Here is a 12977-nt window from a genome sequence, read left to right on the forward strand (position 1 = left end):
CCTAGCCCTTGACGCTGCCGCTGGTCAGGCCGGAGACGATCGAGCGCTGCAGCAGCAGGCCGACCAGCACCGGCGGCGCGGCCGCGATCACCCCGGCCGTGGCCAGGAGGCCATAATCGGAGACGCGGCCGCTGGCCAGGTTGGCGATCACCACGGTCAGGGTCTGGGCCCGGCTGTCGCTGGTGAACAGCATGGAGTACAGGAACTCGTCCCACACGATCAGGGCCGAGAACAGCAGGGTGGTGCCGATCACCGGCCGGGCCAGCGGCAGCGTCACCCGCAGCAGGATCTGCCACAGCGGCGCGCCGTCGATCCGCGCCGCCTCCTCCAGGTCCACCGGGATGTTGTCGATGCCGCTCTTCAAGAGCCAGGTGGTGAAGGGCAGCACGATGGTGCAGTCGGCGATCATCAGCGCCCAGGGCGAGTTCAGCAGGTCGAGCGACGACAGGATGCGGTACAGCGGCACCACGAACATCAGCGGCGGCAGCATGTAGGTCGCGACCACCAGGTAGAGCAGCCAGCTGAGCCGCCGCGGATAGCGCGAGAACACCCAGGCCGCCGGCACCGACAGCAGGAAGGAGATCACCGTGGTGCCCAGCGCCACCAGGCAGGTGTTGCGCAGCGCCGCCAGGAAGGCCTGGCCGTCGCCATTGTCGGACAGGCTGAGCAGGCGGCTGTAGCGCGAGAAGTCGAGCTCGCTGGGGATCCAGGCCAGCGGCAGAGTGGTCAGGTCGCGGGTCGAGCTGACGCTCATCACCAGCAGCCACACCACCGGCACCAGCACGACGAAGCCGACCAGATACATGGCGCCATAGGCGGCGATCCGGGCAGGCAGGGACATCCGCATCGCTCAGGCCCTCGGCTGGTTGCGCAGGACGCGGGTGTAGCCGGCGATCAGCAGCAGGCTCAGCGCGACCGACAGCATCGCCAGCGAGGCGCCATAGCCGGCATGGCGGAACGAGAACGCCTCCTGGTAGATCAGGATGCTGAGCGACTTGGTGCTGTCCAGCGGCCCGCCGCGGGTCATCACCCAGATGATGTCGAACACCTTCACCGCCTCGATCATGCGCAGCACCGCGGCGATGCTCAGCGGCAGCAGGATCACCGGCATCGTGACCGCGCGAAACCGGGCGAAGAAGCCGGCGCCGTCGATCGTCGCGGCCTCGCGCAGCTCCTTCGGCACGCTCTGCAGCCCGGCCAGCGTGATCAGCGCCACCAGCGAGAAGGTCTTCCAGATGTCGGCGGCGGCGATGGCGAACAGCGCCGTCGCCGGGCTGCCCAGCCAGCTCTGATACTTGTCGATGATGCCGAGTTGCAGCAGCAGCGCGTTCAGCGCGCCGAAATCCGGGTTGTAGATCACCCGCCAGGCCATGGCGTTGACCACGGTCGGCAGCGCCCAGGGCACGATCAGCAGGAAGCGGAAGAAGGCGCGGCCCTTCAGCTCCATGTCCAGCAGCAGCCCGACGCAGAGGCCGAGGAACAGCTCGATGCTGACGGTCAGCACCGTGAACAGCGCGGTGATGCCGAGCGCTTTCAGGAAGCCCGGCGCCCGCAGCGCGCGCAGATAGTTGTCGATGCCGACGAAATTGCCGCTGGCATCGCCCAGCTTGGCGTCGGTGAAGCTGAGCCAGACGGTGTCGAGCAGCGGCCAGCCGATCACGGCGGCGAGGACGAGCAGCAGCGGCAGGATCATCATCAGCCGGCCGCGGAGCGTCAGCGCCCGCCGCTTCCGGCCGAGGCCCGCGCCTGCCGCCGCCCGCACGGAGGCGGACGACGGCAGGGACGAGGTGCCTCCGGTTCCGGACAAGCTCAACCGCCGGCCGCCAGGTCGGAGGCGGCCGACTTCAGCGCGTCCTGGGCCGAAGCCTGGTCCAGCAACGCCTGCTGCAAGGCCTGCTGCAGCCGGGTCGAGAACTGCTGGTAGTCGACCACGAAGGGCCGGGCGAACAGCTTGGCAAAGGACTTGGCCTGCGCCTCGAGCAGCGATGCGTTCGGGCCGTTCTTCACCGCCGGGTCCTCATAATAGGACTTCCAGATCGACGGCGCGGAGGTCGAGTACTTGGCCTCCACCTCGGGCGAGGCGAGATAGCTGATATAGGTCCAGGCGGCATCCTGGTTCTTGCTGCCGGCCGGGATGCCCAGGCCCATGGCGCCGTTGACGGTCGAAACCGTGCTCTTCCCCTCGACGCCCGGCGGCGCCATGACGCCGACCTGGCCGGTGACCTGCGATTCCTTGGCGTTGTTGTTGGCCTGGTCGTACATGTAGGTCCAGTTCAGCGCGAAGGCCGCCTGGCCGCTGGAGAAGACGCGGCGGACATCCTCCTCCAGATACTCGGTCGAATGCGGGTTGGTGGTGCCGTTCTTCAGCGTGTCGACCATGAATTTCAGCGCGTCGAGGCCGCCGCCGCTCTGGAAGCTCGGCTTGTTGTTGCCGTCGACGAAGCTGCCGCCGAAGGCCTGCACCAGCACGGCGTAGTCGCAGATGATCGCCTCGGCCTGGCTCCAGCTCCAGACGATCGGGTATTCGACGATACCCTTCTGCTTCAGGATCTCGGCGTCCTTGATCACCTCGGGCCAGGTGGCTGGCGGCTTGGCGATCCCGGCCTTCTCCAGCATCGCCTTGTTGTAGAAGAACAGCTTGCTGTCCATCAGCCAGGGCATGCCGTAGGACTTGCCCTTGTAGTCGACCGTGGTCCAGGCGCCGTCCTGTACCCCGGTGCGGGTCTTGGTGTCGATCCGGCCGGTGACGTCGGCGAGGACGTTGTTGGCGGCGAACTCGGCCGGCCAGATCACGTCGAACAGCACCACGTCGTAGCCGCCGCCGGAGCCGGAGGCGAGGGTGATCTTGTCGTGCAGCGCCTCATAGGGCACGAATTCCAGCTTCACCTTGATGTCCGGATGCGCCTTCTGGAAGGCGTCGGTCATCCCGCGAATATCCGATTCCGAATAGCCCGCCTGCGCCATGAACAGGGCGTTCAGCGTGGTCTCCGCCCGGGCAATGCCCGGCAGGCTCAGCAGCAGCGCGGCGCCCAGCGTCGCGCCGGCCCGGCGACCGATCCATCCCATGTGCCACCTCCCCTTTTCACGGACCTCTGGCGATCTGATCCGCTGATCACCGCCGGTCCGATTAATGAAACAGTGTTTTATTAATCTCGCCGGCCGCCAGCCTTGTCAACCGGCTTCGGCGGCTCAGCCGACCAGCAGGGCCAGCGCTGGATTCTCGGTGCCGAGCGACCCGGCCAGCGGCGACAGGCTGGACTGCAGCAGCACCGCCACCGGCAGCGCCGCGGCGCCCATGGCCGGCAGCTCGGCTGCGTGCTCGGCCGGCAGCAGCCGCGGCAGGCTGCTGGAATGGCGATGGGTCATGCTCGGCAGCAGCGGCTGGGCCGACTCGATCAGCCCGTCCATAAGATCCGCGGGCATGGTGCCGCCGATGACGATGGTGTCAGGGTCGAACATCGCCTCGATGTTGCGGATGGCGATACGGAGGTACTGCCCCGCCTCCTGCCGCCAGGCCAGCAGCCGCGGGTCGCCGGCCCGGACCAATGCCGCCAGCTCCTCCGCCGGCACCTCGTCGGGCGTCCGCTCCGGCCCGCACACCGCCTCGGCCGCGGCGTAGTAGGACAGGTACTGCTCCAGGCAGCCGCGGCTGCCGCAGCCGCAGGGCCGGCCGCCGGGCTTGACGATCATGTGGCCGATCTCGCCGGCGCCCCCGAATCGGCCGCGATAGGGCTGGCCGTCCACGACGATGCCGCCGCCGAGGCCGAGGTTGAAATGCAGGTAGAAGAAGCTGGCGGCGCTGCGGCCGACGCCGTACAGCCGCTCGCCGATCGCGGCGGCGGTGGCGTCGTTCTCGACCAGCGTCCACAGCCCGGTCTGCCGCTCCAGCTCCGTCGCGAGCGGGAACTTCCCCCAGGCCTCGGCCTCCTGCACCTTGTCGTACCAGGCGGTGCCGTTCTCGACCGTGCCGGGCACGCTGCAACCCAGGCCCCAGACCTGGTCGCGGCCGATGCCGGAGGCTGCCAGCAGGTCGCCCGCCTGCGCCGCCAGCATCTCCGTCACCGCCTCCGGCCCGCGCGCCGACAGCGGCCGCGAATCCTGGGCCACGACCTGGCCGGCCAAGTCGGCCAGTACCCCGGTGACCTGGCGATAGGCCAGGCTGAGGCCGATGGTGTAGCCGCCGGCCGGATTGACCGACAGCTCGGCCGCCGGCTGGCCGCGCTGGCCCAGCCGCTTGCCGTCCTGGCGGATCAGACCGGCCTCCTCCAGCTCCGCCGCGATGTTCGAGACGCCCTGCACGGTCAGGCCGATCAGCCCCGCCAGCTCCGCCCGCGTCACCGGCCCGTGCCGCCGCACCGCGTCGAACACCGCCCGGCGGTTCAGCGCCCGGGCATGCTCCAGATTGGCGCCCTGGAAGGTGCCGGAGCGGTGCGTCTGGCGCGTCATGCGATTTCCCCTCGACGGTGCATCCGATCCACTATAATCAAACAGCGTTGAATTAATAGCCGCCTTGCCCAAGGCCGCGGAGGGAGATGCACCCATGCAGATCGGTATCTATATCCGACAGCAGCCGGAGATCCTCGCCGGTCTTCCCGCGAGGCTGGCGCCGGTGCTGACCGGGCTGCCCAGCCTGGCCCGGGTGCCGGAGCGGATCGTGCTGCTGGGCACCGGCTCGTCGATGAACGCGCTGCTGGCCGGCGCCGACGCGCTGGAGGCGGCGACCGGCGCCACCATCGTGGCCAAGGAGCCGGAGGCGTTCCTGCGCCGGCCGCCCCGGCCGGGATCGGCGCCGACCCTGGTGCTGGCCGCCTCGCAGTCGGGCATGAGCATCACCTCGATCGAGGCGGTGAGGCTGGCGGTGGCGAGCGGCTTCCCGACCGCGGTGATCACCGCCGATGGCGACAGCCCGATCGCCAAGACGGACGCCGATGTGGTGCTGATCCCGATCGGGCCGGAGACGGTGGGGCCGAAGACCAAGGGCTATACCGCCACCGCCCTGGCCGTTCTGGCCGTGGCCGCGCATCTCGGGCGCCGCCCGATCGCGACCACCGGCCTCGCGGCCGCGCTGGAGCGGACGGTGGAGAGCGCCCGGCTGGCGGCGGACAGCCTGCTGGCCCGCTACGGCGTGCCCGACTATATCCTGATCGCCGGCCAGGCGGGCCATGTCGGCACCGCGCTGGAGGCGTCGCTGAAGATCGCCGAGATCAGCGGCGTGCCGACCGCCGCCTTCGACACCGAGGAGGCGCTGCACGGCCATTGCTACGGCACCACGGCCAAGAGCCTGGTGATCATGATCGCGCAGACCGAGGCGGAGGCCAAGGTCGCCGCCAATCTCGGCGAGGCGCTGACCGAGCTCGGGCCGCGCCTGGCCGTGTGCAACCTGTCCGGCCACGCCACCCGCTTCGACTGGGCGGTGGACTGGCCGGCCGTCCAGGACGCCGAGCGGCTGGGGCCGGCCTGGGCGCCGGTCCCGTTCCAGTGGCTGGCCTGTGCCCTGGCGGTGGCGCGGGGCGTGAACCCGGACGCGATGATCTATCCGGATATCGGCAAGAAGCTGAATGTCCGGCTGCGGCCGGCGGCGGCGTGATGCCTGTCGCCATCGGGATCGATATCGGCGGCACCTCGGTCAAGCTCGGGGCGGTCGATGGGCTGGGCACTATGGTCGCCCGCGGCCGCTTCGCGGTGGAACGCGAAGCCGGCTTCGAGACGTTTGCCGCCGCCGCGGCCGCGGGGGTCGAGGCGCTGCTGCGCGACCTGCCGCCGGTGGACGCCATCGGCATCGGCGTGCCGGGCTTTCCGCGCCCCGACACCGGAGTGATGGTCGGGTTGTGCCCGGCGGTCCCAGCACTGCTCGACGGCTCGATCTCCCAGGTGCTGGGCGACCGCTTCGGGCTGCCGGTCGCGATCGGCAACGACGCGGTCTGCGCCACCCATGGCGAGCTGCATTTCGGCGTCGGCCGCGACCTGCACCGCTTCGCGCTGATGACGCTGGGCACCGGTATCGGCGGCGCCATCGTCATCGACCGCAAGGTGATCGATGGCCCCGCCGGGCTGCCGCCCGAATTTGGCTGCATGTCGCTGGACCCGGCGCGGGAAGACATCGCCACCCCGGTGCCGGGCATGGTCGAGAACCTGGCCAGCGCCTCCGCCCTGGTGGCGCGCTATGCGGCGCTGCGCCCCGGCTTCGAGGCCGACGGCGCCGAGCATGTCTTCGACCGCGCCAAGGCGGGCGAAGCCGAGGCGCTGCAGGTGGTCGACGAAGTCGCGCGCTGGCTGGCCCAGGCGATCGGCATCATGGCCAACATGCTGAACATCGAGGCTGCGATCCTTGGCGGCGGCATGTCGCTGGCGGGGCCGATGCTGGCCGAGCGGGTGGCGGCGCATGTGCCCCGCTTCACCCTGATCCGGCCCGGCCGGTCGCCGCGGGTGCTGCTGGCCGAGTTGGGCAACGACGCCGGCGTGATCGGCGCCGCCACCCTGGCCCTTGGGGCCATCGACCAGGCCGCACCGGTCGCCTGAGCGCCGGCCCGGTGCAAGGGCCCGCCGGCGCGGCGGGCCCTCTCCGTCGGCTACGGCTTCTTGGCCGCGCCCGGCTGCGGCAGGGACAGGGTGGCGTCGGCGCCGCCCAGCAGACCGGTCTTGAAGTAGACCGACAGCTTCTCGCGGGTATCGGCAATGTCCATGTTGCGCATGGTCAGCTGCCCGATGCGGTCAGCCGGGGTGAAGGCGCCGGCGCCGCTCTCCATCGTCAGCCGCTCCGGATCGTAGGTCAGATTCGGGCTGGTGGTGTCGAGCAGCGAATAGTCGTTGCCGCGGCGCAGCTCGAGCGTCACTTCTCCGGTGATCGCGCGCGCGATCCAGCGATGGGCGGATTCGCGCAGCATCAGCGCCTGCGGGTCGAACCAACGGCCCTGGTACAGCAGCCGGCCGAGGCGGCGGCCGTTGCTGCGGTACTGCTCGATCGTGTCCTCGTTGTGGATGCCGGTCACCAGCCGCTCATAGGCGATGTGCAGCAGCGCCATGCCCGGCGCCTCGTAGATGCCGCGGCTCTTCGCCTCGATGATGCGGTTCTCGATCTGGTCGCACATGCCGAGGCCGTGGCGGCCGCCGATCACATTGGCTTCGCTGAACAGGGCCAGAGCATCGGCGAAGCCCTGCCCGTTCAGGGCGACCGGCCGGCCTTCCTCGAACCGCACCGACACCGTCTCGGCCTTCACCGCCACGTCGTCGCGCCAGAACGCCACGCCCATGATCGGCTTGACGATATTGATGCTGGTGTTCAGGAACTCCAGATCCTTCGCCTCATGCGTGGCGCCCAGGATGTTACTGTCGGTCGAGTAGGCCTTCTCGACCGAGGCTTTGTACTCGAAGCCCGCCGCGGCCATGTACTCGCTCATCTCCTTGCGGCCGCCGAGCTCGTCGATGAAGCGCTGGTCGAGCCACGGCTTGTAGACCTGCAGGTTCGGGTTCACCAGCAGGCCGTAGCGGTAGAACCGCTCGATGTCGTTGCCCTTATAAGTGCTGCCGTCGCCCCAGATGTCGACGCCGTCCTCGCGCATCGCCTCGACCAGCAGGGTGCCGGTCACCGCGCGCCCCAGCGGCGTGGTGTTGAAATAGGTCGCGCCGGCCGTGCTGATGTGGAAGGCGCCGCACTGGATGGCGGCAATGCCCTCGGCGACGAGTTGCGCCCGGCAGTCGATCAGCCGCGCCGTCTCGGCGCCATAGGCCAGGGCCTTGCGCGGGATGTCCTCGTAATCGCTCTCGTCCGGCTGGCCGAGATTGGCGGTGTAGGCGCAGGGAAGTGCGCCCTTGGAGCGCATCCAGTGCACGGCGGCGCTGGTGTCCAGACCGCCCGAGAACGCAATGCCGACGCGCTTGCCGACGGGAAGATCATGGAGAATGTTCGCAACCACCGCTCGCTCCGGAATTCTGTCTGCGCCGCCCGAGGCCCCTGCCCGGCCGCCGGCAAGCTAGCCCGGTTGCCGGCGAATGTTAAGCGCCGCCTCAAGACCGGCCTTCGCCCCGCCCAAGGGTTGACGGCGGCGGCGATCCGCGCCACGATGAAATTCTGTTCAGTCGGTGTAAAAAATTACACTCCAATCAACGGAGCCGGATCGACGGGATGGATGAGCAGGTCAGCCTGGCCACGCGCGCCGCGTGGCTGTCCTATGTGCGCCGCCTGACCCAGGGCGAGATCGCCGACCGGCTCGGCGTGTCGCGGGTCAAGGCGCACCGGCTGATCTCGCTGGCCGAGGAGCTCGGCCTCGTCAGCGTCCACATCGCCGGCCGTCCGGCCGAATGCCTGAAGCTGGAGGACGGGCTGATCGACCGCTACGGCCTGGGCTTCTGCCGCGTCGTCCCGGCGATCGACGAACAGGACCAGCCCTTCGAGGCGCTGGGGGCCGAGGGGGCAGCCTATCTCTCCCGCTACCTCGAGGCGGCCGGCGACAAGGTGATCGGCGTCAGCCACGGCCGCACCTTGGCGGCGCTGGTCAACCGGCTGCCGCGGATCGCCGCGCCCGAGGCCAAGTTCGTGTCGCTGCTGGGCAGCCTGACCCGCAAATCCTCCGCCAACCCCTTCGACGTGGTCCAGCGCCTGGCCGACAAGACCGGCGGCGAGGGCTATTTCATGCCGGTGCCGATGGCCGCCGACAGCCTGGGCGACAAGGCGGTGATGCTGTCGCAGAAAAGCGTCCAGGCGGTGCTGGCCCTGGCCCACCGGGCGACCTTGTGCCTGGTCGGCATCGGCGAGCTGGGGCCGCAGGCCCATATGCTGCAGACCGGCGTGCTGACCCGCGAGGAATATGACGACCTGCGGGCCAAGGGCGCGGTCGGCGACCTGGTTGGCCAGTTCCTCGACGCCGAAGGCCGGCGTGTCGCCTCCGAGGTCAACGACCGGGCGCTGAGCGTCGGTCTCGCCGACCTGAAGGGCCGCCGCGTCGTCGCCATCGCCGGCGGCGCGGTCAAGGCCGACGCCATCACCGCGGCGCTGATGAGCGGCATGGTGACCGACCTGATCATCGACGAATCCGCGGCCGTGGCCATGGCCGCGCGCCGGGGTGCCCGGCCGCCGCCGCGGCGGCAGCGTGAGACCAGCTGACAACGACAAACTCCTGGGAGGACCACCGATGAAGCGCACCACCGATCTGTTCGACCGCCATCTCGCCGGCGGGCTGTCGCGGCGGGAGCTGATGACCGGCGCCGCCAAGCTTGGCCTCGGCGGCGCCGCGGCCGGCTTCCTGCTGAACCAGGCCGGCACCCGGGCTCTGGCTGCCACCGGCCCCGACTTCAAGAAGTTCTCCGGCAAGAAGATCAGCCTGCTCTTGAACAAGCATCCCTATACGGATGCGATGATCGCCAACCTCGACAACTTCAAGGCGCTGACCGGCCTGGATGTCAGCTACGACGTGTTCCCGGAGGACGTGTATTTCGACAAGGTCACCGCCACTCTGTCGAGCAAGTCGCCGCAATACGACGTGTTCATGACCGGCGCCTACCAGACCTGGCAGTACGGCCCGGCCGGCTGGCTGGCCGACATCAACGAATACATCAAGAACCCGGAGCTGACGGCCGCCGCCTACAATTGGGACGACGTGCTGCCGGGCCTGCGCGCCTCCACCGCCTGGTCGGGCGTGCCGGGCCAGCCGCTGGGCGGCGACGGCGCCAAGCAATGGGCCGTGCCCTGGGGCTTCGAGCTGAACAGCGTCGCCTACAACAAGCGGATCTTCGACGCCGCCGGCATGAAGCCGCCGAAGGACCTGCCGGAGATGGTCGACCAGGCCGGCAAGCTGAGCGCGCTGAACCAGGGCTTCTACGGCGTCGGCGTGCGCGGCAGCCGCAGCTGGGCGACGATCCATCCGGGATACCTCTCCGGCCTGACCAATTATGGCGGCAAGGATTTCGACACCAGCGGCGGCAAGCTGAAGGCGGCGATGAACAGCGCCGAGGCCAAGGAGTTCACCAAGCTGTGGATCGAGATGATCCAGAAGGGCGGACCGAAGAACTGGACCACCTACACCTGGTACGAGGTCGGCAACGACCTGGGCGCCGGAGCGTCGGCCATGATCTTCGACGCCGACATCCTGGGCTATTTCCAGAACAAGGGGACCAAGGAGGCCGGCCACCTGGCCTATCACCCCTTCACCGCCAAGCCCGGCGCTGCGGCCCCGACGCCGAATGTGTGGATCTGGTCGCTGGCGATGAGCGCCTTCTCGCAGCAGCCGGAGGCCGGCTGGTATTTCGTGCAATGGGCCAGCGGCACCGAGCACACCACCTTCGGCGCCACCAAGGCCGACCTCGTCAACCCGGTGCGCCAGTCTGTCTGGGACAACGCCGACTTCCAGAAGCGGCTGGCCGACTATCCGGGCTATCTCGACCAGTACAAGGCCTCGGCCGCCGGGTCGAAGATCTACTTCACCCCGCAGCCGCTGTTCTTCAACCTGACCACCGAATGGGCGGCCAGCCTGCAGAAGATGTACGCCAAGGAGATCCCGGTCGATGAGGGGCTGGACCAGTTGGCCGAGTTCATCGACGGGCAGCTGAAGGACGCCGGCCTGGCCGACTGACGCCGTTCCGCGCGGATCGGCCTTCGCCCCGCCGGTCCGCGCGGCAGCCCCGCCCCCGCTTTTCTCCCCCGGCGGGGGCGGGGCCCAGCGACCGCCGCCCGAGAGGACCTGACCCGTGGCCACCATCACCGCCGACACGAGCCCCCGAACGCGCCGCAGCACCGGCCCCGGCCTGCTACCCTATCTGCTGAGCCTGCCGGCGCTGCTGGTGACGATCGGGATCCTGATCCCCTTCGCCACCGCGGTGTACTACTCGCTGCAGCGCTACAACCTGGCCTTCCCGGCCGGGCGCAAGCTGATCTGGCTGGACAACTTCGTGGCGCTGTTCTCGGACGGGCGGTTCTGGGGCACGATTCAGGCGTCGCTGACCTACACCGTGCTGACCGTCGGGCTGCAGTTGCTGCTGGGGCTGGGCATCGCGCTGCTGCTGGTGCGGCGCAGCCTGGTCAACAACCTGATGAGCGTGCTGCTGATCCTGCCGCTGATGGTGGCGCCGGCGATCGCCAGCCTGATGTGGAAGCTGATGACCAACCCGAATTTCGGGATCCTCAGCTATTTCGTCACCAGCCTGGGCTTCACCGATTTCCGCTGGGCGTCCGACCCGGCCTCGGCGATGTTCACCGTGGTGCTGGTCGACACCTGGGTCTACACGCCCTTCATCGCCATCCTGCTGCTGGCCGGCCTGCGCGCCCTGCCCCGCCAGCCCTTCGAGGCGGCAGAGCTGGACGGCGTGCCGCGCAGCTTCGTGTTCTTCCGCATCACCCTGCCGATGCTGCTGCCCTACATCCTGACCGCCAGCCTGTTCCGGATGCTGGACAGCATCCAGCAATTCGACATCGTCTACGCCATGACCCAGGGCGGCCCGGGCGACCGGCTGATGCTGTTCCAGATCCGCGCCTATCTCGAGGCCTTCACCTTCACCAATATCGGCCGGTCGGCCGCGATCCTGATGGTGCTGTGGGCGATCACCTTCGCGCTCAGCAACGTCTTCATCAAGCAATGGCTCCGCCTGCGCGCCCGCGCGCATGGCCGGGCCTGACGGGAGGCGACCATGAGCTTCGGCCGGATCCTCCGCGGCGTGCTGCTGGCCCTGGTGGCGCTGTTTTTCCTGTTCCCGCTGGTCTGGGTGGCGCTGATGTCGTTCATGACCAATGCCGACATCCTGCGCAGCCCGCCCAGCATCATCTTCACCCCGACTTTGGAGAATTACGCCGCCCTGATCGCCGGCGAGCTGTCGACCAATGTCGGCGCGCTGAAGATCGACTACATGCAGAACCTGCTGAACAGCCTGATCCTAAGCGCCTGCTCGGTGCTGCTGTCGCTGCTGCTCGGCGTGCCGGCCGCCTACGCTTTCGCCCGCTTCAAGTTCCGGCTGGGCGAGAACATGGCCTTCACCATGCTGTCCTTCCGCTTCGCCCCGCCGCTCCTGGTGCTGCTGCCGCTGCAGCTGTATTTCCAGGACCTCGGCCTCAGCGACACCTATATCGGGCTGATCTGGGTGTACCAGCTGATCACCCTGCCGCTGATCCTGTGGATCGTGCGCGGCTATTTCGAAGATATCAGCGAGGACATCGAGAACGCCTATCGCTTGGACGGCCATTCCTGGCTGCGCACCTTCCTGAAGATCGCGGTGCCGCTGGCCCGGCCCGGCATCGCCGCCGCCGCCCTGCTGGCCTTCATCTTCGCCTGGAACAACTTCATCTTCGCGCTGATCCTGGGGTCGAGCTCGATCCAGCCGGTCACGGTCGGGGCGCTGGCCTTCATCACCGCCTCCGGCATCAATTACGGCCAGATCGCTGCCGCCCTGGTGCTGTCGATCCTGCCGACCCTGGCCCTCGCCCTCTACGCCCAGCGCTACCTGGTCGAGGGGCTCAGCCTCGGCGCCGTGAAGGGGTAACGACCATGGCCTTCCTCGACATCGCCGGCATCGGCAAGAGCTTCGGCAAGGCGCGCATCCTCGACGGCCTCGACCTCCGGGTCGAGAAGGGCGAGTTCGTGGTGGTGTTCGGCCCGTCCGGCGCCGGCAAGACGGTGCTGCTGCGCCTGATCGCCGGCATCCTGCAGCCGGAGGCGGGCGACATCCGCATCGGCGGCGCCTCGATCCTCGGCCAGGGACCGGAGGCGCGGGACGTCGGCATGGCGTTCCAGAACTTCGCCCTCTACCCCCACCTGCCGGCCTTCGAGAACATCGCCAGCCCACTGCGGGCCCGGCGGACGGGCGAGGCCGAGATCCGGAAGCGGGTGCGGGATGTGGCGGAGCTGCTGCGCATCGGCCATGTGCTGGACCATCTGCCGAAGCAGCTGTCGAACGGGCAGAAGCAGCGCACCGCCCTGGCCCGCAGCCTGGTCTGCTCGCCCTCGGTGCTGCTGCTCGACGACCCGCTGCGCAATGTCGACGCCAAGATCCGCTAC

Annotated in this window: 12 protein-coding genes; 7 read left to right on the top strand and 5 right to left on the bottom strand. The window is 68.9% G+C overall.

Annotation, left to right across the window (positions count from 1 at the left end; translation table 11 throughout):
* Position 1 precedes the first annotated feature (1 nt).
* The 4 genes from ABDW35_RS02190 to ABDW35_RS02205 form a co-directional block, all read right to left on the bottom strand.
* Positions 2-841, bottom strand: coding sequence for a carbohydrate ABC transporter permease (locus ABDW35_RS02190; protein ID WP_343712205.1), 840 nt, complete (start codon positions 839-841; stop codon positions 2-4).
* 9 nt (positions 842-850) lie between these two features.
* Positions 851-1807, bottom strand: coding sequence for a sugar ABC transporter permease (locus ABDW35_RS02195; protein ID WP_343712206.1), 957 nt, complete (start codon positions 1805-1807; stop codon positions 851-853).
* A gap of 2 nt (positions 1808-1809) precedes the next feature.
* Positions 1810-3066, bottom strand: coding sequence for an extracellular solute-binding protein (locus tag ABDW35_RS02200; RefSeq protein ID WP_343712207.1), 1257 nt, complete (start codon positions 3064-3066; stop codon positions 1810-1812).
* A 123-nt stretch (positions 3067-3189) separates the two neighbouring features.
* Positions 3190-4446 (bottom strand): ROK family transcriptional regulator, encoded by a 1257-nt coding sequence (locus tag ABDW35_RS02205; RefSeq protein ID WP_343712208.1) that lies wholly within the window; start codon positions 4444-4446, stop codon positions 3190-3192.
* Positions 4447-4540: 94 nt separating this feature from the next.
* On the opposite strand from ABDW35_RS02205, the gene ABDW35_RS02210 reads away from it, so the two are divergent.
* The gene (locus ABDW35_RS02210) at positions 4541-5587 is read left to right on the top strand and encodes an SIS domain-containing protein (protein WP_343712209.1); all 1047 of its coding nucleotides are present in this window, start codon (positions 4541-4543) and stop codon (positions 5585-5587) included.
* Entirely contained in the window at positions 5587-6519 is a 933-nt protein-coding gene (locus ABDW35_RS02215) for an ROK family protein (protein WP_343712210.1), read from the top strand. Before ABDW35_RS02210 ends, ABDW35_RS02215 begins: the two co-directional genes overlap by 1 nt.
* A 50-nt stretch (positions 6520-6569) precedes the next feature.
* Here ABDW35_RS02215 and argG read toward each other — a convergent pair whose 3' ends face one another.
* Positions 6570-7913: an argininosuccinate synthase gene (gene argG, locus ABDW35_RS02220; protein WP_343712211.1), complete on the bottom strand. Its 1344-nt coding sequence runs from the start codon at positions 7911-7913 to the stop codon at positions 6570-6572.
* A gap of 209 nt (positions 7914-8122) precedes the next feature.
* On the opposite strand from argG, the gene ABDW35_RS02225 reads away from it, so the two are divergent.
* The 5 genes from ABDW35_RS02225 to ABDW35_RS02245 form a co-directional block, all read left to right on the top strand.
* Entirely contained in the window at positions 8123-9100 is a 978-nt protein-coding gene (locus tag ABDW35_RS02225; protein ID WP_343712212.1) for a sugar-binding transcriptional regulator, read from the top strand.
* A gap of 28 nt (positions 9101-9128) precedes the next feature.
* Complete coding sequence (locus ABDW35_RS02230; RefSeq protein WP_343712213.1) at positions 9129-10565, top strand: extracellular solute-binding protein; 1437 nt, start codon at positions 9129-9131, stop codon at positions 10563-10565.
* Between the two features lie 115 nt (positions 10566-10680).
* Complete coding sequence (locus ABDW35_RS02235; RefSeq protein WP_343712214.1) at positions 10681-11604, top strand: sugar ABC transporter permease; 924 nt, start codon at positions 10681-10683, stop codon at positions 11602-11604.
* A gap of 12 nt (positions 11605-11616) precedes the next feature.
* Entirely contained in the window at positions 11617-12462 is an 846-nt protein-coding gene (locus ABDW35_RS02240; RefSeq protein ID WP_034842284.1) for a carbohydrate ABC transporter permease, read from the top strand.
* A 5-nt stretch (positions 12463-12467) separates the two neighbouring features.
* The coding region (locus tag ABDW35_RS02245) for an ATP-binding cassette domain-containing protein (protein ID WP_343712215.1) at positions 12468-12977 on the top strand (510 nt) is incomplete at its 3' end.

This window comes from Inquilinus sp., assembly GCF_039594555.1.
In the GTDB taxonomy this organism is placed as follows: Bacteria; Pseudomonadota; Alphaproteobacteria; order DSM-16000; family Inquilinaceae; genus Inquilinus.